25 protein-coding genes are annotated in these 23,671 nt (G+C 46.4%); 7 read left to right on the top strand and 18 right to left on the bottom strand.

Annotated elements, in window-relative coordinates; genetic code table 11:
- Positions 1-234: 234 nt before the first annotated feature.
- On the top strand, positions 235-1,008 hold the full coding sequence (locus HMPREF0240_RS17935; RefSeq protein ID WP_009004834.1) for an IclR family transcriptional regulator: 774 nt from the start codon (positions 235-237) through the stop codon (positions 1,006-1,008).
- A gap of 135 nt (positions 1,009-1,143) precedes the next feature.
- Here HMPREF0240_RS17935 and HMPREF0240_RS17930 read toward each other — a convergent pair whose 3' ends face one another.
- The 6 genes from HMPREF0240_RS17930 to HMPREF0240_RS17905 form a co-directional block, all read right to left on the bottom strand.
- On the bottom strand, positions 1,144-2,013 hold the full coding sequence (locus HMPREF0240_RS17930) for a hypothetical protein (RefSeq protein WP_009004833.1): 870 nt from the start codon (positions 2,011-2,013) through the stop codon (positions 1,144-1,146).
- Positions 2,014-2,165: 152 nt separating this feature from the next.
- Entirely contained in the window at positions 2,166-3,047 is an 882-nt protein-coding gene (locus tag HMPREF0240_RS17925; RefSeq protein WP_009004832.1) for a hypothetical protein, read from the bottom strand.
- A gap of 763 nt (positions 3,048-3,810) precedes the next feature.
- Positions 3,811-6,291, bottom strand: coding sequence for an FtsX-like permease family protein (locus HMPREF0240_RS17920; RefSeq protein ID WP_009004831.1), 2,481 nt, complete (start codon positions 6,289-6,291; stop codon positions 3,811-3,813).
- Positions 6,288-6,968, bottom strand: a complete 681-nt coding sequence (locus tag HMPREF0240_RS17915; RefSeq protein ID WP_009004830.1) for an ABC transporter ATP-binding protein — start codon at positions 6,966-6,968, stop codon at positions 6,288-6,290. Before HMPREF0240_RS17915 ends, HMPREF0240_RS17920 begins: the two co-directional genes overlap by 4 nt.
- Before the next feature lie 324 nt (positions 6,969-7,292).
- On the bottom strand, positions 7,293-8,237 hold the full coding sequence (locus HMPREF0240_RS17910; RefSeq protein ID WP_009004829.1) for a HAMP domain-containing sensor histidine kinase: 945 nt from the start codon (positions 8,235-8,237) through the stop codon (positions 7,293-7,295).
- Positions 8,230-8,922 carry a response regulator transcription factor gene (locus HMPREF0240_RS17905; RefSeq protein ID WP_009004828.1) on the bottom strand — a complete coding sequence of 231 codons (693 nt, stop codon included), beginning with the start codon at positions 8,920-8,922 and terminating at the stop codon, positions 8,230-8,232. Before HMPREF0240_RS17905 ends, HMPREF0240_RS17910 begins: the two co-directional genes overlap by 8 nt.
- 82 nt (positions 8,923-9,004) lie before the next feature.
- Between HMPREF0240_RS17905 and HMPREF0240_RS17900 the strand changes: the two genes are divergently transcribed.
- Positions 9,005-9,574, top strand: a complete 570-nt coding sequence (locus HMPREF0240_RS17900; RefSeq protein WP_009004827.1) for a SprT family zinc-dependent metalloprotease — start codon at positions 9,005-9,007, stop codon at positions 9,572-9,574.
- Between the two features lie 45 nt (positions 9,575-9,619).
- On the opposite strand, the gene HMPREF0240_RS17895 is transcribed toward HMPREF0240_RS17900, so the two are convergent.
- Together HMPREF0240_RS17895 and HMPREF0240_RS17890 are read right to left on the bottom strand one after the other, a co-directional pair.
- The gene (locus HMPREF0240_RS17895) at positions 9,620-9,808 is read right to left on the bottom strand and encodes a DUF6472 family protein (protein WP_009004826.1); all 189 of its coding nucleotides are present in this window, start codon (positions 9,806-9,808) and stop codon (positions 9,620-9,622) included.
- 31 nt (positions 9,809-9,839) lie between these two features.
- Positions 9,840-10,424, bottom strand: a complete 585-nt coding sequence (locus HMPREF0240_RS17890) for a Maf family protein (protein WP_009004825.1) — start codon at positions 10,422-10,424, stop codon at positions 9,840-9,842.
- A gap of 275 nt (positions 10,425-10,699) precedes the next feature.
- On the opposite strand from HMPREF0240_RS17890, the gene HMPREF0240_RS17885 reads away from it, so the two are divergent.
- From HMPREF0240_RS17885 to yaaA, 3 genes are all read left to right on the top strand, one after another.
- Entirely contained in the window at positions 10,700-11,305 is a 606-nt protein-coding gene (locus tag HMPREF0240_RS17885; protein WP_035314066.1) for a DUF2975 domain-containing protein, read from the top strand.
- 11 nt (positions 11,306-11,316) lie between these two features.
- Positions 11,317-11,589, top strand: coding sequence for a helix-turn-helix transcriptional regulator (locus HMPREF0240_RS17880; protein WP_009004823.1), 273 nt, complete (start codon positions 11,317-11,319; stop codon positions 11,587-11,589).
- A gap of 122 nt (positions 11,590-11,711) precedes the next feature.
- Positions 11,712-12,485 (top strand): peroxide stress protein YaaA, encoded by a 774-nt coding sequence (yaaA, locus tag HMPREF0240_RS17875; protein WP_009004822.1) that lies wholly within the window; start codon positions 11,712-11,714, stop codon positions 12,483-12,485.
- 42 nt (positions 12,486-12,527) lie between these two features.
- Here the strand turns inward: yaaA and HMPREF0240_RS17870 are convergent, their stop codons facing one another.
- The 10 genes from HMPREF0240_RS17870 to HMPREF0240_RS17830 form a co-directional block, all read right to left on the bottom strand.
- On the bottom strand, positions 12,528-12,707 hold the full coding sequence (locus tag HMPREF0240_RS17870) for a hypothetical protein (RefSeq protein ID WP_009004821.1): 180 nt from the start codon (positions 12,705-12,707) through the stop codon (positions 12,528-12,530).
- 28 nt (positions 12,708-12,735) lie between these two features.
- Positions 12,736-13,311, bottom strand: a complete 576-nt coding sequence (locus tag HMPREF0240_RS17865) for a cyclase family protein (protein WP_009004820.1) — start codon at positions 13,309-13,311, stop codon at positions 12,736-12,738.
- Positions 13,308-13,772 (bottom strand): YaiI/YqxD family protein, encoded by a 465-nt coding sequence (locus tag HMPREF0240_RS17860; RefSeq protein ID WP_009004819.1) that lies wholly within the window; start codon positions 13,770-13,772, stop codon positions 13,308-13,310. The genes HMPREF0240_RS17865 and HMPREF0240_RS17860 overlap by 4 nt, the downstream gene beginning before the upstream one ends.
- Positions 13,773-13,922, bottom strand: a complete 150-nt coding sequence (locus tag HMPREF0240_RS24725) for a hypothetical protein (RefSeq protein WP_009004818.1) — start codon at positions 13,920-13,922, stop codon at positions 13,773-13,775.
- Positions 13,923-13,959: 37 nt separating this feature from the next.
- A complete protein-coding gene (locus tag HMPREF0240_RS17855) occupies positions 13,960-15,282 on the bottom strand; it encodes an amidohydrolase (RefSeq protein WP_009004817.1) in 1,323 nt (440 codons plus the stop codon).
- A 71-nt stretch (positions 15,283-15,353) separates the two neighbouring features.
- A complete protein-coding gene (locus HMPREF0240_RS17850) occupies positions 15,354-15,539 on the bottom strand; it encodes a hypothetical protein (protein ID WP_009004816.1) in 186 nt (61 codons plus the stop codon).
- A 92-nt stretch (positions 15,540-15,631) separates the two neighbouring features.
- Entirely contained in the window at positions 15,632-17,494 is a 1,863-nt protein-coding gene (locus HMPREF0240_RS17845; RefSeq protein WP_009004815.1) for an AAA family ATPase, read from the bottom strand.
- Positions 17,495-17,719: 225 nt separating this feature from the next.
- Complete coding sequence (locus HMPREF0240_RS17840; RefSeq protein ID WP_009004814.1) at positions 17,720-18,409, bottom strand: hypothetical protein; 690 nt, start codon at positions 18,407-18,409, stop codon at positions 17,720-17,722.
- Between the two features lies 1 nt (position 18,410).
- Complete coding sequence (locus HMPREF0240_RS17835) at positions 18,411-19,133, bottom strand: DUF5058 family protein (protein WP_009004813.1); 723 nt, start codon at positions 19,131-19,133, stop codon at positions 18,411-18,413.
- A 71-nt stretch (positions 19,134-19,204) separates the two neighbouring features.
- Entirely contained in the window at positions 19,205-20,620 is a 1,416-nt protein-coding gene (locus HMPREF0240_RS17830) for an amidohydrolase (protein WP_009004812.1), read from the bottom strand.
- Positions 20,621-20,865: 245 nt separating this feature from the next.
- On the opposite strand from HMPREF0240_RS17830, the gene HMPREF0240_RS17825 reads away from it, so the two are divergent.
- A complete protein-coding gene (locus HMPREF0240_RS17825) occupies positions 20,866-21,777 on the top strand; it encodes a LysR family transcriptional regulator (RefSeq protein WP_009004811.1) in 912 nt (303 codons plus the stop codon).
- Between the two features lie 228 nt (positions 21,778-22,005).
- On the top strand, positions 22,006-23,670 hold the full coding sequence (locus tag HMPREF0240_RS17820) for a propanediol/glycerol family dehydratase large subunit (protein ID WP_009004810.1): 1,665 nt from the start codon (positions 22,006-22,008) through the stop codon (positions 23,668-23,670).
- Position 23,671 lies beyond the last annotated feature (1 nt).

The following is a 23,671-nucleotide window of genomic DNA, read 5'->3' as shown; positions in this document are numbered from 1 at the left end:
ATATGTTAGAACGCAAAATATCCGTTTCATTAATTTCTAATAGCTGCTGTAGCCTGCCAGAAAGGGCCGGTATCCCTCCTGGTAACATTAAGACAAAGCCCCACAGTAAGCTACGGGGCATCAAATTTGCAGCGCAGCGGGCTGCAGAGTATTTAAAACCCCGGCGGTAGCCGCCAAAATCAGGCAAATCTGGCTTTGGCTCGTTGCTCGCGGGAATAAAGGAGTTGTTGTATTTTGGAAGAAAAAAATGATGTAATTGTTATGGTAGAACGGGCTTTAATTGTCCTGGATCTTCTTAGAACCACCCACACTCGGCTGGGTGTTAACGAAATTGCTAAAAGATGCGATTTTACGCCTTCTACTACTCACCGTATCCTTAAAACACTGGAGAAATCAGGATGGGTATTCCAGTTTAGTGATGACCGTTATATTGCCGGTGAAAAGCTTTCCTTCCTGGTGGAAAAAAACAATTTATATCTTGCACTTAAGGATGTTGCTGCTTTTGTTATGGAGCGGTATACCGAGGAAACTTCTCAGGCAATGAATCTGATTGTACGTGAAAATAAGGATTGCTATATTCTTCAGCAATCCCGTTCGAACCGTCTGGTGGACTATATACCTCCCCTGCATTCTAAGTTACCCTTTTATGCCAGTGCAGGAGGGAAAATTTTACTGTCAGAACTTCCAATCAGCCTGGTAGATAATATTATTAACTCCTGTGAGATGATACCGCTTACCGCTAATACTATTACCGATCCTAATGCCTTCTGGCAGGAACTGCGCACAGTGGCAAAGCAAGGGTATGCCCTTGATAATAAAGAGTCTTCTGATTTTGCCTACTGTATTTCTGTTCCCGTCCGCGATAATGAAGGTAATATCATTGCAGCACTGTCATTCAGCGGCATAATCGGTATCCAGGATGAAGCAGAACTATCAAAATATATCCCTATATTAAATGAGGCTTCGAGAGAAATCTCTCAAAGCCTGTATCGTTGTTGGAATCATTAACAAAACTTAACACTTACCAACATGTTTTTAAATCTCATATCCTGATTCAATGGGATGTTCTTTCAAGACAGACCCGGGTTTTTCCTCTTTCATTTTTACAGAACCCCTCACCCAGTCCTGTCCACCGGGGCATCCCTACTTTTTTTCTTCTTTTTCTTCTTCTGCTTCCACGATTTTTAGGAAGTCCTTTTCCGCTTTCTTTTTTCTGGGTATAAACCGTCTTGCAACGCGTCCTTTTCCCCTGTTTTTGACATAGAAGTAACCGATAATGGAAAATATCACAGCACCCACAAAGTTTACCATAAGGTCTTTCATTGTATCGATCAGGCCGATATCCAGATAACCACCCAGACCAAGGTCTTTTCCATTTACGACTACGTTTGTTATATTTCCGATCTGTGCCACATTATTTCCGCCCGCCGGGTCCAGCATAACGGAGCGGATGGTATGAAGAATTGTATCCTTCTGCATATCAAATCCCAGTATCTGATCCATTCCAAATTCAAAGAATTCCCATATTACCCCGATGGTCATGGAGAAACAGAATGCTACGATGGCGGTAAACAACGGAGACAGCTTAAATACCATTCGCTCACTGCGGTTGAGGAGATCCACCATTGAAAATCCGATTGCCGCCGCAAGGAATCCATTTAGCGTGTGCAGGACGGTATCCCAGAAAGGAAACACAATATAAAACTCCCGTATCTCTCCCAGGATTTCCGCTGCAAATACGAATACCAGAATGATAATCTCAAGCGTTGTGGGCAATTCTATCTTCATGGTCACCTGCACAAGGCTCGGCATAACCAGAAGCAGCAGCGTCAGGATGCACAGAAAAACATTCTCATAATTCCTGTTAAAAATCTGCAGAATCATCATCACAATCACAAGAAGACGCAGTACGAAAAATACTGCAAAAGAACTTTTATGCTCCCGCAGCTCCATACTTAACGCCTTCCACATATTACGGAAACGGTGTTTTTCCTTCTTATCCTTATCCCTCATATTACCATCATCCCTTCAGAATCATTCTCCAGTGTGCACCACTAACAGCCTATCTATACATTTCCTCATTATATGTAGAAACTTACAGAAATGCAAGCGATATCTTGGAGAGCAGTTTTTTCCGTTTAGTAAATATGGAATATACAAAATTGTCAGTTTCTGTCCGCTTCCGTCCAGCTGGTTCCAAACAGATAGTTAATCCATTCTGATTCTTTCTGTCTTCCGTCGAAAGTTTTGTAGCCCTTATGGCTGTATATGTAGCTGATCTTCCATCTGTTATTACCGCAGGCTTTGCTATCCAGCAAAGTTTTCAGGGGCAGGGTACGCGGGTCTTTCCATAGGTTTTGTCTGCCCGCAATATAAACCAAATCGACTAAAGTTAACATATAAGCCTGCGGAAACATGATATCGGTTATGTGGGCGCTGATTGGTTCCTGGTTGGATAGCCGCTGGTAAAGGTGGTGACGGAGCATATATTCCGTACCTTTTTCAATTAAGGCTTCTGCTTCTTTATCAGTATGTCCGGTAAATTCAGCGTATGTTATCAGGGCTCTTACGGTTTTTCCGATCCCAATATAACAGGGAGTTGCATTCATACATCCGCCATGCCTGCATATTCCATCGTATTTCCATGCCGTTGACTGATTACGTTCAAAAACCTGATATTGTTTGATCCAGTTCAGCGCGTTCTGCACTTCCCCGTCTCCCGCCCTTCCCATTCTTGTATATGCTTCCAGCAGCATGGCATTATAACAGGGTACAATATAATCCACCTTCCCGGTATAGGAAAATCCCTCGGGCAGGGCTAAATGCTCAGAAATATAGCAAAGCACCCTCTGCGTATAAGACAGCCGTTCTACATAAGGGATTTCCGACAGACATATCAGCCGGAAAAGATTAAAAAATGCATTGTCCTCATAGTCCCTCGTAAGTTTCCGTATCACCTTCGAATGCACCAGCAAATTCTCAATCTCCAGATCGTCAGGCCTTTCCCCGCGATCAAACTTCATTCTCAGCAGCAAAGCAGTATCCATCTCACTCCTCCATCCTCAATTTACATCCTGGCTAATCCCCGTTCTCCCATTCATCATCCATCCCCCGAAGCAGCACCAATTGCTTCCTCAAATCCTCTGCATTCTCCTCCTCATATAGCACCTCCTCTGCAGCTTATCCAACGATAACCACCTATTGCCTCCATTCTAACACACCCCGCCTCCATTTACCCACAAACATTTGCTCTCCCATTCGTCCCAGCATAATTCCTGTTAATCCCACGAGTCCAACAATCACATCGTAATATTATTACTGACCATCTCTTTCAAATATCCAATTTTCCTATGTCCCATCCGCTTCTCCCGCAGCATCCCCAAGCGATCCTCCCGCCTTAAGTCCCCAGCATGCTTGAAATGATCTGGCCGCCTGTCAGGTACCGGGAAAGCTCTGGTCCGCATATGGTGCGCGGGAAGCCGCCGGGGAAAAGAAGATGGTGTCTGGATGTGTAGAGCGCACGGCTGGAAGTCCTTACGCAGAAGGAGCCGCCCATGAGGGATGAAAAGTGATTTTCCCAAATCACTTTTCAGTACAACCTAATGCGGGAAAGCATCAAGCTTTCCCGCTGCATGTTGCACGTGCCCTCATGGGCGGTTCCTTATGCGTTAGGACTTCCCCGTAAGCGGGTCACATCCAGACACCATCTTTTTTCCCCCGGCGGTTTCCCGCGCACCATATACGGACCGGAGCTTTCCCGGTACCTGACAGGCGGCCGGATCATTTCAAGCATGCGTACGCCCGCCCCCCTTACCTCAACCGATCCACCAGCGCTTCTTTCTGGAATCCGCGTATCATAATCGCTGCTACAACCACCGGTACGATTGCCGTAAATACTGCATACCCAAGGAACAGCCACCCCGGGAACCGGAAGCTCATATAGTCTGCTCCAAAGTACTGCATGATGCGGACCATAGCATATCCCGCCGCTGATCCGAAAATCAGGGTGATAACCAGATTTCCCGCCGTTAACATCAGGCCTTCCATCTGAATCATACGGGAGAGCTGTTTTGTTGTCATTCCCACGGACTGCAGCATGGCAAATTCATGTTTTCTTGTCAGAATGTTCGTGATTAATGTATTCACCATGTTGAGGATGCTGAATGCTACAATGAACAGGCTTAACCCCAGCATAACCGAGAACAGGATGGAAAAACTTCTCTCGCCCTCTGCCAGTTCTTCTTTGAGGGTTCCCATTGTAAGCTGAGGATTTTCATCCATCACTGCATTCAGCTGTTTTTCTATCTGTGCTTCTTTTTCACGGTCAACTTTCACCACCATCTGGCAGTTTAGATTCAGGCCGTTTGCCATCTGGTTCAGTTTTTCTTCCGGCAGAATAAAAGCTCCATAATTATTACTGTATTTTATATAGTCATTTGTATCCAGGATTCCCACGACTGTGAATTCTCTCTCTTCTTCGTTCCTGCCGTCATACCAGGAAAGTTTCACCTTGTCTCCAACAGCATACTCCCAGCCATAGATTTCTTTATTTAATCCATTATATTGTATCAATACCTGATCTTCCTGCATCATGCCGTCATAATCAATGTCACCTTCTTCCACCATCGTTTTCAATTTATCCGCCTCAGCCTTAGCAAAGGACACGATGCGGTCTTGATCTGCTTCATCATGCGATTCCCAGCGGGTCTGCAGTTCCTGGTATACCCCAACGTTCTCAACTCCGTCAATTGCCCCGATCTGCCGGATCAGATCCTCATTTATCGGATTGTCTTCCTGGATGGATGTCTGCCCGTGTTCTGCTGTCTTAGACACATTATAGGAAAGGTCAATCACAAATTCTCCATTCCGGTAAGGACCCTGTCTCGCATAATCCTCCAGACTGGTGCATGTGATGAAACATGCTGCCAGCATATACAAAACACCGCCGATGCCGAGTGAGGCCATTGTCAACGCAGTTTTTTTCTTGTTTCTGGTGCGGTTCATGGAAGCCAGATTCATGGGCGTAAGGTTTCTGTACAACTTTTTACTGGCACCTGCTTTTCCACCCTTCTGTCCGCTTTTCTCCTTCTTTTTACCTTTCTTTTCTTTTTCCGGTTCAACCCCGGAGAATTTACTTGCTTCCACAGGTGAGATGGAGGAGGCTATAGCCGCCGGTTTTCTGATGGATATCAGTACAGTGATAATGTCTGCTACAATTACGACGCATCCGATAATCAGTGTGTTTTTCCAGCTCCATCCTCCCGGTTTCAGGAAATAACCGATCACGCCGCCAATCAAAAGACCCACAGGTATTCCGATTCCGCATAAAATCAATCCCTCATAGCGGACCATTCTGCGTATCTGATTCCTGGTCATTCCGATGGTCCGAAGCTGCCCAAACTGCCGGATTCTGCCAACCACCGCAAGATAAAATACACTGTAGATTACCAGGATACTGACAAACAGGATTCCAATCCCAACACCGACCAGCAGCATGTTTTGCTGGGCCTGCAGTTCGCCCCCGGATAAAGTATCCAGATAAAAATTATTTTCATTGACATATTTTCTTGCAATACCGTAGTCTGACGCCATAGTACGGATCGTATCTAAAAATTTCTGCTGATTCATTTTTCTTGCATCATGAATGCGCACGATCCCGTCATATGTCACATCTTTCAGCTGAGATCCCTGTTCTGCATATTTTTGAGAAAGGATAATCGTATATACTTTGGGTACGCCATCCAAATGGAAGACTCCAGATAAAACAAATTCTTCGGTTGTTCCGTCTAAAAAGGTAAAGGATACCTTTTCGCCCGGTTCTCCCTTCAGACCCAGAGCTTTACAATGTGCATCCGACAGCATTGCTTCATTCACCGCTTCCGGTTCTTTTCCCTTAACCGGGGTTACCGTTTCGATCTCTACCCCGTCTGCTTTCAGCGGCTCGCTGTCGTATGCCACGGGCTGGACCATTTTTCCGTCCACTTCCATACCCTGTCCGCTCTTCATCCCCAGGACATATTCCGTCCGTTTATCTTTTGAAAGGTTCTCCAGCTGCTGCCTGTCCAGCTTGTAATAAACAACATGCTGCATCTTTTCAACCTGGCGCGCCTTTTCCGTATCCATACCGGCGTAAAACAAGGACATGACCATGAGCAGGCTGACAGAGAGGATGATGGTAACTACGATAAAGAAGTTACGCATTTTGCTGCTTTTGATGCTGCTGGCAGCCAGACTTCTCACCGTCCTGCCGTTGTTATTTACAGCAATTTTTCCTGATGTCTTACGGCTCATGCATTCCACCTGCTTTCCCTGATTTTCCCGTCTTCGATGCGGATTGTCCTGTCGGCAAGCTGTGCGATTTCCTCATTATGGGTGATCATAACAACTGTCTGATGGAATTGCCGGCTCGTCATTTTGATCAGCCCAAGCACATCCTGGCTGGTTTTGGAATCCAGATTCCCGGTAGGTTCGTCCGCCAGTATAATTGCCGGCTTTGATGCGAGTGCTCTGGCAATTGCCACCCTCTGCTGCTGGCCTCCGGAAAGATTGTTTGGCATCTCTGTCAGTCTTTCTTCCAGTCCCAAAAGAGAAGTGATCTTCTTTAAGTAAGTCACATCCGGCTTTTCTCCGTCCAGAGATACAGGGAGCACAATATTCTCATACACATTCAGTATGGGAATCAGATTGTAATTCTGGAATACGAAGCCTATTCTCCTGCGGCGGAAAATAGTCAGTCGGTCGTCGTCCATTCCGGACAGGTCTTTGCCCGCAATGATGACTTTCCCCTCAGAGGGAACATCCAGACCGCCTATCATATTCAGCAGGGTGGACTTACCGCTTCCAGAGGTACCTACCACCGCTACAAACTCGCCTTCTTCTATTTCCAGGGATACGCCGTCCAGCGCACGCACAACATTTGGTTCTTTTCCATAATACTTTTTCAAATTCTCCGTTTTCAGTATACTCATTTTATACACTCCTTTGAACACCGTTTTTTGATCTGAACTAAGCATAACAGGCAAATGTTTCAAAAACCTCTCAAAAAACGTAAGAATTTTGTAGTTTTTCAATTACTCTCTACAGGGTATTGATATTAGAGGGAGGACACATTCGAAGGGATTTTGGGCGCAAAGAGATCGATGCAGCACAAATCAGGGAGGTTCTGCATTGTAAAGATGAGTTTTAAGTTTTTAGGAAAAAGTCTGTTAGTTGTATAATATGAACAGCTCGGTAAAAGCGGTCTAATCTTCCTGGTTGTATATCCGGGGCTGCATCATTATTCTCACCGGAGGTCAGTCCGCGTTAACCATGTTTAGTATATAGAGCGCCACTTTGGTTCCAGCCCCCTCGTGAGACTGTATTTTCAAATATCCATTTTGTTTCATTATGATTTCTCTGGTAAGATACAGGCCGATGCCAACGCCCTCCGTACTGCTGGCTTTTTCTTCCCTGAAAAAGCGCTTGCACACATCATTGATATGCTCCGGTGCAATTCCACTCCCATTGTCTTCCACCACAATTTTCGTATATATTTCCAGTGGTTCGGCCGAAATCCGGATTTTTCCACCTGCCTCCGTATATTTTACGGAGTTATCCACAATATTGAATATCGCCTCAGCCGTCCACTTCGCATCGTAGTACAAATAAATTTCTTTTGGACATTCTACTTCTATTTCCAGACCTTTTTGCTCTGCCTTTACTCTCACGCTTTCTGCCACTTCATACAGCGTATTTCTGAGACAGTTGTTCCCGGGGGTGATGGTAATCATATTGGTTTCAAGACGGGACATTTTCACCAGGGACTGGATCAGGAACTCCAGCTTCCCCACCTGCCTGCCCATTACCTCCAGGCACTGTTCCCGGGTTGCTTCAGGCAGTTCTTTCTGGCGGGCCGTATCACAATACATGGTTATGTTTGCAATGGGGGTCTTCAGCTGGTGGGAAATATCGGATACAATGCTCTGCACTTCCTTTTTCTGTTCCTCGTTTTCCATGGCGGCAGCTTCTGTAATATCCGCAAGCCGTTTCAATCTCATCTGTACCCGGGAAATCAGAGTTTCGTCTTCAAGTATAAAGCTTTCCACGGAATCGCCCCTTAGAATCGTATCTATAGATTTACAGATGTCTTCCACAAAAGCAATATATTTTTTCCGCATATTTATCCATAAAAGCAATCCAGTGCACATCGCACTGATGACTGCGGCAGCCGCAGCGGCGACGATTGTCCATTTATCCATTTTCGGCTCCTGTCCAGCGATATCCCGTTCCGTACACGGTCTTGATGTAGGTAAATTCATTATCTGCGATCTTTGATCTCAGCCGGCTTACAAATATCGTCAGAGTATGTTCATCCACATAATTGCCTTCATTATCCCACAGCTCATCAATCAGCACCTGTCTGGTCAAAACAATTCCGGGATTTCTGCAGAACTTCTCCAGGAGTTTAAATTCCGTAGGCGTCAATGACAGCGGTTTTCCGCTTTTTAATACGGTATAGCTTTCAAAGTCGATCTGCAGATGGCCCGTCTGTATCTGATTTTTCACTTCCATTGACGGCTGATATCTTCGGAGCACGGCCCGCACGCGCTCCACCAGCACCTGGATATGGAACGGCTTTATTATATAATCATCCGCCCCTGCCCGGAAACCGGCTATCATGTCCTCATCCATATCCCTTGCGGTCAGGAAAATAATGGGGATATTCAGCATACGGCGCACCTTTTCCGCGAAATCAACCCCATTCCCGTCCGGAAGATTGATATCCAGCAGAAGCAGGTCCGCCTGTTCTGCTTCCAGCTGCATAAAGGCATCCCGTACATTATAAACCGCCGAAGCCTGAAAACCTGCCATCTCCATATTCATCCGAAGCCCTTCTGCAAGGGCAAGGTCATCTTCTACTATTAAAATCTTCTGCTGATCCAATATATTAAAGACTCCTTTCATCCTTCTATTCTGTCTTGATCTCTTATGCTTTCCCTGCTAAACTGTTCTGGAGGTGATAATCGTGAAACATCCGTTTACATATGAAATTATATACAGCAGCCGTAAAACGCTGGCCATACAGATCACTGCCGAAGGCAGCGTCAAAGTCCGCGCCCCCCAGAACTGCCCCAAATCATCCATCGACCGCTTCCTCAAAGAAAAAGAGGCCTGGGTTCTCAAGTACGTGGATAAAGCAAAGCAGCATCCCCAGCCGTCCTCACAGCCGCTGACTGCAGGGGAGCGAAACCACTATATCAAGATTGCAAGGGATATCTTCGCACAGAAGACCTCCTACTATGCATCCATCATGCACGTCTCCTACGGACGCATCTCCATCCGCGAACAGAAAACCCGCTGGGGCAGCTGCTCCAGCAAAGGAAATCTCAACTACAACTGGAGGCTGATCTTTGCTCCGGAAGAAGTTGTGGATTATATCGTTGTCCACGAGCTGGCACATCGGAAAGAGATGAACCATTCCCGCGCATTTTATGCCATCGTGGAAGCTATACTTCCCAATTACAAAGCCTGCCAGAAATGGCTCCGTGAAAACGGCGGTGCGCTTTGGAGTAGAGGGGGCAGCAAAGGGGTCTGACCCCTTTGAGCTCACTCTTTCATTAGAAACTTTTCCATTTCCTTGTCACATCTGTTTTCTTACAATCTTGTACTCATCGCCATGTCTGTAATATGGACATTCATGAAAATCTCCTTTTACAAACCGCACCATCTCGTCTTCATCCAGATTCTGCATACAGACATAGCACTCGTAATCTTCATCATATTCATAATTCATACAATATTCGCAGTTTGACGCCTCACGCTTTTTCAAGTGTTATCCTCTCCTTTTCTAACCTAAATTCTCAAATATTCTTTAACTGCTGATACAAATAGGAGACCGGAAGTCCGACTACGTTATAGTAATCCCCCTCTATCCTGTCAATATAAGCCGCAAATGCTCCCTGTATACCGTATGCACCAGCCTTATCCATCGGCTCACCGCTTTTTATATAGGAAAGAATCTCATCCCGATTCATTTCATGTACATACACTTTTGTCTCGGATGCCTGATTTTGAACCAGCCGTTCTCCTGTCTCATCGTAACTCAGTATTGCCGTCCCCGTAAACACCTGATGAGCTCTGCCCTGCAGGTTTGTCAGCATCTCAAAGGCTTCTTCTTCATCCCTTGGTTTTCCCAATATCTGATCATCCAAAACCACTATTGTGTCTGCCCCAATTATGACCATATCCTTCAGTTGGCGCTTGGCTTCCAGTTCTGATGTCACATTCTCCGCTTTCATCAACGCCAGTTCTTTCACAATCTCTTCCGGTATTGTACTCTCATAATGCTCTTCTTTATTACTTACAACCACCTCAAACTCCAGCCCGATCTGCGCCATCAGCTCTCTGCGCCGGGGTGATGCCGAGCCAAGTATAATCTTTTTCATAGCTTACAGCCTCCCATAAAATTCAATAGCATTATTGTACCACGGACATTCCTCCTGCGAAAGACTTATTCACCCTATGGAAAATATCTTCAGCCCAGAATTATTCTGAGATTATACAGGCTATCTCACCCCTCAATTCTAATTATCGAAAAATTTTAATTTATTATCGTTTTTCATTAATTTATTATTGACATCCCATAATACCCATCATATAATCTAATCAACAAAAGAATTTTTCTTATCATCCCACTCTGCAAGCAGAAAGGAGCACACTAATGAATGAAAATACCGCCACTGCCGCTTATAAACCACAGCACCTGGAGATTACCAGATTCCTGTTCTACATTGTTTTCATCGGAATTGCCCTTCAGGCCGTTTGGCTGCTCGTACACTCTTTTTATTTTGGCATCCTTCCCGATGCCTCAATCAATCTTGTAAACACAGGGAATTCATACTTCGCCCAGGGTCTGTTGGGAACTATGGATATCTCCTTCAAAGAACTTTGTTTTAACAGTAATGTTACAAATTCCAGGTTATTTCTCATCTCATTCTGCATTGTGGAATTCCTGGTTCATTCCCTGCCATTGCTCTTTATTATGCTGACCGGAAGAAGACTGTTAACATCACTGTCACATTCTCACTCTCCCTTTACAGCAGAGACAACCGCCTGTATCAAGAGAATCGGACTCATCATGCTGTTCATGGGACTGCTCAGTAAGCTCATTTTCCAGGCAAGTATGAATATTATCAATCTTCACAATCTAAACTTTGAGAATCCCTGGGAATTTCACTGGATATTATCAGGAGTCATTACGATACTGCTGGCTGATATCTTCGAAAGAGGATGCCACCTGCAGCAGGAAGTGGACGAGACATTATAGGAGAAATATATATGGCAATTATTTTAAGACTGGACCGGGTAATGGCAGACAGAAAAATATCTCTCAAGGAACTCGCAGTCAAGGTAGGTATCACCAATGTTAACCTTTCCAACATGAAAACCGGCAAGGTAAAAGCCATCCGTTTTTCTACCCTGGATGCCATCTGCAAGGAACTGCACTGCCAGCCTGGAGATATTCTGGAATACATAGAGGATGAGCCCGCACCTGCATTCCCTGCTGTTCCAAAGCTTCCAGAAAATTCATACCCAAAGGGCACACCGTAATTCATGTCTTGCGGGCGGATCTGCAGCCAAGCCGCAGAATAAGGTATAACGAAAAACCTGCCCGTGGAGCGCTTCAAGAACGGAATAACATGGCGCACATAATACTTTAAGAGGAGAAAGCAATGTTAAAAATCATAGTTTCCCCGGCTAAGAAAATGAATCTCATAGACGAATATTCCTTCCAGCTCACAGAGCCGGTATTCCTGAACGAGACAAAATATCTGCATACGCTTCTGAAGAAAATGCCCCTCGAAGAGCTGCAGACCCTGTGGCAGTGCAGCGATAAACTCGCCGCACAGAATTATGAGCGCCTTCACGCATATTCCCCGGATCACGCCTCCACACCTGCCCTTCTGGCTTACGAGGGAATCCAGTACCAGTATATGGCACCTCAGGTTTTCTCCGATACACAGTGGGACTATGTCTCCGCCCATCTGCGGGTCTTGTCCGGATTTTACGGAATCCTGAAGCCAACCGACCGAGTCATCCCCTACCGTCTTGAAATGCAGGCCCGGCTGAAAACCCAAACCACAAGCGGCCTCTATCAGTTCTGGAACAACAGACTCTATACCGAACTGACCGGACACAGCAGCGACTCGGGTCCCATCCAGATTCTTAACCTGGCCTCTGCCGAATACAGTAAAACCATTCTGCCCTTTGTTAAACCGCCCCACTCTCAGGTGACATGCATATTCGGCGAGAAAGTAAACGGAAGGGTGAAAATGAAAGGAACGCAGGCCAAGATGGCCCGCGGAGAAATGGTTCGGTGGATGTCAGAACATATCATTGAAGATGCCGAAGATATACGCAGCTTCGACAGGCTGGATTATCGTTTTCATCCAGAGCTTTCCTCGGAGACAGAATACGTATTTTTGAAAAAGTTAAAAGGGGTCTGACCCCCTTGCCATAGGGGTCTGACCCCTCTTGCCCCAGGAAATTTATTCGTTTCCTCTGCTAATCTTCACCGTGCAGTAAGAAACAGCTGCCAGGGCAAACAGCATAATAATACCGTCTATCCTCACAATCCAGTCGGAAAGAGGGCTCACAAATATATTAATCCCCATTATAAGCAGCGTAATGATCAGTACTGCCAGACTGATAATCTGCGCTTTTCTCATACTTTTCTCCTCTCCAACTCCCGCTGTATCAAATTTCCGCTATCAGAACCGCCCGGCACGGAGCCCCGTCGCATCCCCCCAGTTTCAGTGGCTGGGCACACAGAAAGTAGTTTCCGCACTCTACCTTCTCCAGATTCAGCCCTTCCAGTATCGCCATGCCGGCTCCCAGCAGGATCCTGTGCACCCCGGCCGGTGCATCCGGCGGCCCCACGGTCTGGCTTTCCACTCCGGCCAGCTCCATCCCGGCCTCTGCAAAAACCTCTGCCGCCGCCTCTGTAAAGACAACACGGCCTTTCCATAACACCTTCTTTTCTTTCCCGTCTATCATCCGCCCCGCCTGCTTCCCGTCCAGAATGCCGTCAAATTCCACAACGCTGCATTTTCCCATTACCTGTTCCAGGGGAAGCTCATCAATGGCCTTTCCCTCGTCCAGAAAATGTCTGGGAGCATCCATATGGGTTCCATTATGGGCGCACATTTTCAGATAAGTCAGATTACACGCATCCCCGTTTCTTACCTCCAGCAGGCGTTCATACTCCGGCGCAGGGTCTCCAGGATATACCTCCGTGCCAAACAATTCCCTTGTAATATCATACAGCTTCATACCGATTCTTCCGCCTCTTTCCTTACTTTTGCGATCAGCCGCCTCAATGACTCCCGGAAATGCTCGTCATCTTCCGGTGTCCGTTTCTTGGGCCCTTTGAGATGGTTCTTCCTGGATTTTCTTCTCACCTCTTTGGCAATGTGCCGCTCAAACATCATCTGATCGATGTTTTCCGTGGTATACCATTTTCCGCTCTGATGAATCGGGAAAACACCTTTGCCAAGGCACATGGATGCCACACCGTAATCCTGAGTCACTACAATATCGCCTTTTACCGCCAGTGTAACTATTTTAAAATCAGCCGAATCCGCACCCTTTTCCACCGTTACAACCCTGCTGTATGCTGAATCGAACAGGTGCGCCGTGTCACAGACCAGGGTGACCGGAATCTCATTCTGCCGCGCTTCTGCTTCCACAATCCCGATCACAGGGCAGGCATCTGCATCTACTATTATTTTCATTTAACAATTCCCCACAAATACATTTTTCAGATATTTTCTGGCTGTCTCAGCAAGATGGTACACCTGGTGCACCTCCGTTGCCCTGCAGTCTTCCCTCATAACCCTTGCCGTATCACGCACATAACCCAGCCCACCAGCAGCTATTCCCATGGTGCTCCCTCCTTCTGCTTTTTCTACTTTTTTGTTTTTATAGTACCTGTTTTTTTCCGGTCTTCTTATCTGCAAAATCCTGCCATACCTTCTCCAGCTTTTCCGGTTCTTTCATCAGCATCCAGCCCCCCAGTGCCATGCAGGATGCCACATACAACATCCCCTTCTGCCCGATGCTCATCCCCGCCTGGGCGGTGGCAGACCAATGATGGAGAGGCGTCCCTTTGCACATGACGGCCGCGCTGAGCATGACCGTCGGCACCGTATGGCTGACATCTGACACATCGGTTCCAATCGACAGAATTACCGGTTCGTCCTCCAGAGGCTCCAGCCCGGTAAAATAAACACCGTCATTTTCAAGGCCTGCCGCCTCGCTTATCTTCTGGGCGAACTCGAGCTCCTCCTCCGTATGTTCCGGGAGAGGGATCTGCTCCATAGCCTGATAAAAAATTTCTGCCAGTGTTCTGTTCACCTTCATCTCCCTGTTTGAAGTCACAAGTTCGATCTCGACCCTTGTCCCTGTCATCAGGGCTGCGCCCCGCGCGCAGTCATCCACCCTGCGGGAGGCATCCTCTGTCCGGTCCCTTTTACTGGAACGGATAAAGTAATTGGTAGACGCATAGTCAGGCACAATGTTTGCAGGCCCGTCTGTGTTGGTATAGGTATAGTGCATCCGCACATCATCCGCCACATGCTCCCGCAGATAATTAACCCCCACATTCATCAGTTCCGCGGCATCCAGGGCCGAGCGCCCCATTTCCGGATGTTTGGCAGCGTGGGCCGCCGTACCGTAAAACTTATAATTCTTCACATCCTGAGCCTGCCAGATATCGAAACTGACCCGGTTTCTGTCAAAAGGATGCCAGGTAATAGCGGCAGACAGATCGTCAAAGACACCTTCCGCATTCATTTTGATTTTGCCGATCACTATCTCTTCTGCCGGACAGCCGTACACCCGGATGGTCCCCTGCACGCCCTCTCTTTCCATCTGCGCCTTCAGCGCACAGGCGGCAGCGGCACAGGCCGTTCCCAGAAGATTGTGCCCGCAGCCATGTCCCGGGCCGCCGTCTGACCGGTATTCACAGACTGGTTCCTGCCCAAGCCCCGGCAGAGCATCGTACTCCGCCAGGAATCCCAATATGGGCTTACCGCTGCCCCACTGTGCAATAAACGCTGTTTCAAACCCTGCGATATTCCAATGGATAGAAAACCCCTCTTTTTCCAGAAAATCAGCCAGCCGCCTGGAAGAATAGAACTCCTGACCGGACAATTCCGGATGGCGGAAAATATCATCCGCTGTTTTTAACATCTCCTGCTCATTTTGTTCAAACCATTCTTTCCATGCATCCGTATTTCTCATACTGCCTCCCAAAAGTCTTTTTGGACATCGCGCGAATCTGCCCGCGTACCTCCGCCTAAAATCATTACCGCTTATATCTGCTCCACTATACTGTACTGCAGATATTCGTACAGCAATCGGCTTCCTTCCTGTATTTCCGGAGGGAGAAGCGCCCGCGCCACCATCTTGGGCTCTGCCGTCGGATCTGTCTCATCGGATCTTTTAAGCATTGCGTAATCTCCGTCAATTTTTTCTACTATATAAAAACATTTCAGCATATTTTCTTCCTCCTGTTGTAACAGTTCAGACAAGTCTGAACTGTTACCTTCTGTTATCCTTTCTCTCAGTATATATCCCAACAACTTCATTACTAAATTGTGTTTTTCTTTCTGCTCTCAAAATAAATAAACTGGTCAATGGAATCCAGGATATCCCGGAATTCTTCTCTTGGCGCAAGCTCAATATACTTTGTCAGCAGCTCCTGTTCCTGCTCCCTGTATCTCCCGTAAAAAATATCATACAGATTGTGGCCCCGCATATATACCCTGATTTCCTCCATATGCATTTTCACGTCCTCCACAGTCTCAAACTCTCTTCCAAGCACCTCCACGAGCTTCCTTCCGCTTCGGATTCTATAGAGGTATTCTTTCCATTTTTCCAAAAATATCTCATAGAATGCCTCCTCGGTCTCTATAATGCCAAGCTCTGCCATGATCTTTGGATTCAGGAAATAATTTTCAAAGGAATAGTAATGCAGAATCAGCACATTCCGGGGTGTGACCCGGGGCAGCTTATCCACGTCCTCCGTATTTCGCTCTTCATAATAACGGCAGAGCTGCCTCTTCAGCTTTTCCGGATCCTGCCCGTCCCCGTCCCGGATCATCAGGAACTGATCCTTCAGATAAATTTGGTTCATATACTTCAGATTCGCATAAGTCTTGATATTCGTGCAGCTGTTCGTCGTAACAATGGCGATTCTGGAGAGATTGCCCTCCTCATCATATGTCTCAGAATAATATTTTTTTATCAGCAGGGGCAGCCGGCTTTTATCCTGCTTCCCCTCCACGATAAATACAAAATTGACGTTCATCAGGTCATTGGCCGTGTACCCCAGATCTTCCAGAATCGCACTGATATCCGTCTGCTCCCGGATAGCCGAACAGCCATCCTCATCCAGCACGACCTGCCGGATCTGTCTGCTGCTGAAGTTTGGAAGCAGATTCGGAGAATGAGTGGAGAACATTACCTGATTTTTCCTGGACAGGCGGTACAATATCTCCCCCGACACCTTCTGCAGCCTGGGGTGAAGAAAAATCTCCGGCTCCTCCACCATGATGATACTTGGAACCCGGTCTTCCCCCTCCGTGTAAGTTTCCAGAAGAGACAGCATATAGACACTGCGCATCCCCTTCCCCATCCGGGAGACTGGCCAGTTCGTATTTTTCTCCCTGCCGCGTATCTCTGCGGTCACGAGAAGCATCCGTTCCACGTCGCGGTTCATAGAGTAAATGATCTCCTCCTGCCCTCCATTTTTCCGGAAATTCTCGTTCACTTTCCGCGCGAAGTCATTGAGATTAAGTTGGTAAAGTTTATAATCCAGCAGCTTTGCCGTCTCAAAAGCGTTAAGTTCCTCCGGTTTTTTCTGGTTGATCAGACCGATGCACGCAAAGCAGTGATTGCAGATCTTTGCCTGATCAAAAATGCAGCAGTCCGAGCGCATTCTTTTCAGAAGTGCATCTTCCTGCAGCATCAGCAGATCTCCCTGCAGCTGATTCAGATCCCGCTGGGTGTCCATGTAGTATATCTGCGGAAACACTTCCTTAATATAGGCATTATTCTTTTTTACACCGTCATTAAAACGTATACGTCCATCTTTATTAGCGATAAACTCAAAGGTCAGAACCCCCTTATCGTCGAAAGAGGGCAGCTTTTTCCTGAAATCCTCCTTCCACGCCTCAAAGCGTCTGTACTGACTGACCACCCCGTTTTTCTGGAGACGTACCAGGTCTTCTTCCAGAAATTCCAGGGAAACAAACACCTCAATATTCGAATTATTCTCCTGAAAGTCTTCCGGCTGAATCTGATAGGAGCCTCCCACCGCACGGATGGCGTCCAGTACAGCCGTCTTCCCTGTATTATTCTGTCCTACCAGTATCAGGGCGTTATCGATATCCTCAATGTACATGTTCCGAATATATTTAAAATTCCTGATTCTCAGGCTGGTTATCCTCACAAAAGAACACCTCCCTTTTCGTTTCTTTTCTATATTTATGCACCTGATACTGCACTTAATCTTTCTGTTCTTTTCATGACTGTATTTTAACACATACCTGCTTATAAATCCACTTACCAGAAAAAGGGAAGCCTTCCGCCGGCATCCCTCTTTCTTTATCGTATTCTTTTTATTTAAAACGAAAAACTATTACTCATTTATCAGTTATCTGTCTTCTGTTATCTTTTATCCCTCTGCCTGCTCATCTGCGGTCTTTTTTCTGGTCATAATCAGCTTCATTACTCCAATCGATAAAAGAATTACTGCAACCATCACGATGCTCTGCAGCTGACTGTATCTGGATCCAAGGACCACCGCAAAGATAATTGCAAGTCCAAAGGGCAGAATTGCTGCTTTAAAATTCTTCACCAGTACAGGCAGTACCATGGGACCGAGCAGTGCCGGGAACATATTATCAAATGCCGGTGATATCACGGGGTTGGACAACAGCGGAGCAACAAGGGGAGCTAAAAACAGCATACCTAAAAACACAATGAATGTAGTTACAAAGGCAGAAGTGGCAACTGCAATGATCGAAACAACGCGCCCCTTCTCGCTCCCCTCTTCACACTCCACAACACGCATAGCGTTCAGAGCAGCCGGCAGCTTCATATTTTGGACATTTCCCGTGGAAGATGCCAGGTAGACTGCCCCGGGGCCAATGACAGGGGCCATGGACAATTTCTCACAGAGCCCGGTGATCCCGAATATAACCGCAATCGGAGCCGAAACCGTAAATACCTGTTTCCAGTCCAGCTTTATGCCAAATATAATCGTAATCCCCAAAGGGACAGTTATAAACAGGATGCCAACCGCCAAAGTTGTCAGAATACCCATTTTATGTATTTTGTTATTAAACTGATCATAACTCTGCATTTTATATTCCTCCCATTACATTTGATATGACACATGCACCGGCCATTCCGGCGATCATGCTGACTGCAAACGAAAACTCTTTCAAAGTTTTCCATTTTCCGGACAAATATTCCAGCAGGAACATCGTACCGGCAGATATTAAGATTGTAAGAATTGCAACAACATTTTTATAATCCACAATATACGGCGCGGAAAATGTAGCCATCATGCCAAGAAACATGACCGAAGTAATCATTGTCCCCAGCGCTTTATTTCCCGCACTGATCGTCTGCATTTTCTTATCGTACTTTTTCAGAATCAGTACTGCCAGGCTTGACAGCATAATTCCCAGTGTTACCGCCCACATGATCATGACATATGTTTCAGCAGGAAAGTCTCCTCCGGATATGCTGTCGTACCCGGCCGCCGTAACCGCCATGTTGGCGGCCATTGTCTCATAGGTTGCCGAACCGATGACACTCAGTCTCAGCCACGGAAAAAATCTGCCCAGGGCCGGCATTAGAATAACATAGCTGATAATAATCGGCAGGGACGGTACAATGGAAAATAAAGCACTGCTCTTAACAATTTTCTTTCTGTCTGCCTTAGATATGCCAATTTCCTCCGAGCGTCTCCAGGCAGCTCGGAAAAACAAAGCAGACTGCACCATAACAAAAATAATGACTATACCGCATAAAACGGCCATTGGAACACTGTTTGATATAAAAGAATAGATTTCACTCATACTTTGCCTCCTGATCAATACCACCGGACAGGACTGTTTTTCTGCATGCCGGTCAGTTTAAAAATATACCGTTACCCTCGCAATATTGCCGGCTTTATACCTTTCGGAATTAAGCTTTCATATGTTTTGCCAGCCATAGTTTTTATAAAATCCGCCCTGGCATCTTCTGCCAGCCTGGGTTCCTCCATTATTTGAATCGCTGTAGCCGCAAGCACTCTGGCTGCAAAGAACATCCCTTTATGTGCCAGCGAACTTTTCCCCTGTGCAACAGCCTGCCAGGAATGAGGCGAGGTTCCCATTGCGTAGCACACCGCGCTGAAACAGGCGGTTGGAATGCACTGGCTTACATCTCCCACGTCATTAGAGCCCTGCTTTATATTTACCGGGGGAATCACAAAATTTGCGATAGGTGATGAAAATGCTTCCTCCGCCTTTTCGCCAATAAATCCGGCGGCCAGGGCCTTTGTACGTGCAATCTCATTCTCATCCGACATGGCCCTGAACCTTCGGGCATATTCATATTCCTCATGGGTATAAAGGATCTCAAAGTCGTTCATGTTCTGATAGACAAGCCTGTTCAGTGCCTTATTCTGAATCAGGTCTGCATAGGCGCAATGAATATCCGTCTCCACCTCTGTTTCCGTCATTTCTGCCGCACCGCGGGCCACTTTATTTACTCTCCTGCAGAGTTCTGCAGTATCAGACATTTTCGGTGCTCTGATGGCATACAGAACTTCTGCTTTTGCAGGTATCACATTCGGTGCTGTACCTCCTGTGTTGGTAATCGCATAGTGAATTCGACAATCCGGCGGGATATGTTCCCTGAGGTAATTACAGCCTACATTCATAAGTTCTACGGCATCCAGTGCGCTCCGCCCCAGATGAGGCGATGTTGCTGCATGCGAACTCACTCCTGTAAAGGTATACCGGATGCGTGCATTTGCCAGGGATGACATGGAACAGACATTAAAAGAAAACGGATGCCATGTCAGACAGATATCACACCCTTCAAAGGCATGTTCTTTTACCATAAATGCTTTTCCGGCCTCTCCTTCTTCCGCAGGACAGCCAAAATATACGACTGTCCCCCGCAGCTTTGTCTTTTCCATATAATCTTTTACTGCAACAGCAGCCTGCATGGACCCGGTTCCCAGAAGGTGATGTCCGCATCCATGCCCAAACCCCGCTTCTGCCAGTTCCTCCTTTACCGTGCTGTCCGCTTTCTGAGACAGCATCGGAAGTGCATCATATTCACCCAAAAATGCAATAACCGGCTTTCCCGAACCATAGCTTGCTTTAAAAGCCGTCGGAATGTCCGCAATGTTTTTACTCACCTGGAAACCTTCCTTTTCCAGACACTGAACCTGTACCTCCATTGATTTTTTTTCATAGAAAGCCGGCTCAGCATACTCCCAGATTTTATCACTGATTTCAGCAAAAATATCCTGTTTCTCATCTACCAGACCACATAAAAGATTCCTATCCATTAAACCTCTCCTTTTCCGCCGTTTTTCCGGATCATCCCGTATTCTATACCCTGCTTACAGGTTTGCAGCAATCTATAAAATAAGGTATACTGCTATTTATAATTAAATACCCTATGCCGGCTTCGGGATGCCTGTTCTTACTCTTATTCTATAGTCACACTCCACCAATTACCAATATGTATCCGGCATGGGGGTATACGTTTTGGTTATTCGATTCACGTCATTTAATAAAGAGGAGAAAAATTATGAATATACAGCAGATTGAATACGCTGTGGAAGCGTCCCGTACCTTGTCTTTTTCTAAAGCTGCAGAGAATTTGTTTGTGTCACAGCCCAATATCAGCAGAGCCATATCTGCTCTGGAAGCTGAACTGGGATATCAGATCTTTTCCAGGACAAACCTTGGAATTGTTCTTACTGAACAGGGAGAATATTTTATTCAGCATGCTGAAATTATTATTGAGCAGCTGCGCCAGATTAAGGGGAGCAGCATCGATAAAAACTGCAGCAGCCTGCATCTTATTTCCTCTTTCAATCATACCGCATTGTCGGAAGCTTTTATCAAACTCTGTAAAGAATATGATAATCGGAAAAGACTGGATTTTTCACTGGCCTCCGGCAATGTAAAAACCGTCATTAATGAAGTGTACCTGAACAAATCTCACATTGGCATTGCGGCTTTTGATGATAAGGCCATGGCCGTATACGCAGAAATAATGCGCTCTAAGGATATTGCCATGCAATTCCTGAAAAAAATGCCAATGAATATTAATCTGAGAAAAGGGCATCCTGCCTTAAAAAACGGCCCCGAAAACATTACCCTGGACACATTAAAACAGTATGCTCACATTTCCTATGATTTCAGCAGAGGGGATGAGTACCCCAGTCTGCTGCACTTTGACTATATAGAAACCATGAAGAATATCTCTGTACATGATAAAGAAACGCGAAGGAAGCTGGTTTCCTCCACAGATGCATTCAGCGTGGGCTGTGTACAGCATCCACAGGCTCCCGATAACGAAAACTGGATCAGTATCAGAATTCCCAATATCTGCTGTAATATTGTTTATATCAAAAGGAAGGACTGTAAGCCGAGTGAAGATGCTGTCAGATATTTAGATCTGCTCCGGGAGGAGCTTGCATTTACAGATCTCTAATCTTGTAAGACATTGCTTCACCGCCCTTGACTGTTGTTTTGTGTGGGATCCATTTGATTCCATGTGGTTTTTAGTTGATTTTCAGCAATAATACATTGCTATTTCCCTGTGTTTGTTGTATAATAAAAGCACTGTATATTGTTTTCCATACTGCAACGCACTTTAATTATAAAGGACATGCCGTGTGCGTTCATTATCTGGAATTTAATTCCTTAGGAGAAGAGAAAAATGAAAAGATCAAAACGTATTGAAACACTGGACCGCCGCCCGGTCAATATGGACGGTTATATTAATGAATGGCCTGAGATGGGCTTTGCCGCTATGAACAGCCCTTATGATCCTAAGCCATCCTTTAAGATTGAAGACGGCAAGATTACAGAACTGGACGGAAAACAACGAAAAGACTTTGATTTTATCGACCAGTTTATCGCAGATTATGCCATCAACATTCAGAGAGCCCCGATGTCCATGACAATCCCCTCCCTGGATATTGCCAGGATGATCGTGGATATTCATGTTTCCAGAAAAGAGATTCTGGAGATCGTAAGCGGCATCACTCCCGCCAAGATGGTAGAAGTTCTGAACTGTCTCAACGTGGTGGAGCTGATGATGGGTATGCAGAAAATGCGCGCCCGCAGGACACCGGGGAATCAGGCTCATATTACGAACCTGAAGGATGATCCGGTTCAGATCGCGGCAGATGCTGCCGAAGGCGCCCTGAGAGGTTTTGCGGAAGAAGAAACTACCATGGGAGTTGCCAGATATGCACCTCTAAGCGCCATGGCTCTTTTGATCGGTTCCCAGGTAGGACGCCCCGGCGTTCTGACTCAGTGTTCCGCAGAAGAAGCAACGGAACTGGAGCTTGGCATCCGGGGACTTACTACATATGCGGAGACGCTTTCTGTATATGGGACTGAAAAAGTATTTATTGACGGGGATGATACCCCTTACTCCAAAGCTTTCCTGAATTCGGCATATGCATCAAGAGGGTTGAAGGTGCGCTTTACTTCTGGTTCAGGGTCCGAAGTCCTGATGGGAAACAGCGAGAAAAAGTCCATGCTTTATCTGGAATGCCGCTGCCTTTATGCCACAAAAGGTGCCGGAAGCCAGGGAATACAGAACGGATCCGTCAGCTGTATCGGCGTGCCCGGAGCTGTTCCGGGAGGAATCCGCGAAGTTATGAGCGAGAATCTCGTTGCCGCACTGCTGGGCCTGGAGTGTGCTTCCTCCAATGACCAGAGCTTTTCTAATTCAGATATGCGGAGAACGGCCAGAACCATGCTGCAGTTCCTTCCAGGAACAGATTTTATATTTTCCGGTTACGCTGCAGAGCCGAACTATGACAATATGTTTGCGGGCTCTAACTTTGATGCGGAAGATTTTGATGACTACAATGTACTGCAGAGAGATATGCAGGTTGACGGCGGACTTAAGCCAGTCACAGAAGAAGAAGTCATTCATGTGAGACGCAAAGCCGGACAGGCTGTACAGGCCGTGTTTAAACAGCTGGGCCTTACCCCTGTCTCCGATGAACAGGTGGAAGCTGTCACCTATGCCCACGGAAGTAAGGATACACTTCCCCGGGACGTTACTGCTGACCTGATGTCGGCGGAGGATGTGCTGAAACGAGGCATCACCGGTGTTGATGTCGTAAAGGCTCTTGCCGAATCCGGTTTCCAGGATATCGCTGAGAGTGTGCTGAGCATGCTGAAGCAGCGTGTTGCAGGTGACTATATGCAGACAGCAGCTATCCTGGACAGGGATTTTCATGTGCTTTCCGGTGTCAATACACCGAATGACTACATGGGACCTGGTACAGGTTACCGCGTAGAGGGCGAACGCTGGGAGGAAATCAAGAAGATTCCTCATATTATCAATCCGCAGGATATATAGG

Origin of the sequence: Clostridium sp. D5 (assembly GCF_000190355.1) — a bacterium.
GTDB classification, from domain to species: Bacteria; Bacillota; Clostridia; order Lachnospirales; family Lachnospiraceae; genus Faecalicatena; species Faecalicatena fissicatena_A.
Note: the sequence above shows the minus strand (reverse complement) of the source record. Positions and strands in the feature narration are given on the sequence as shown.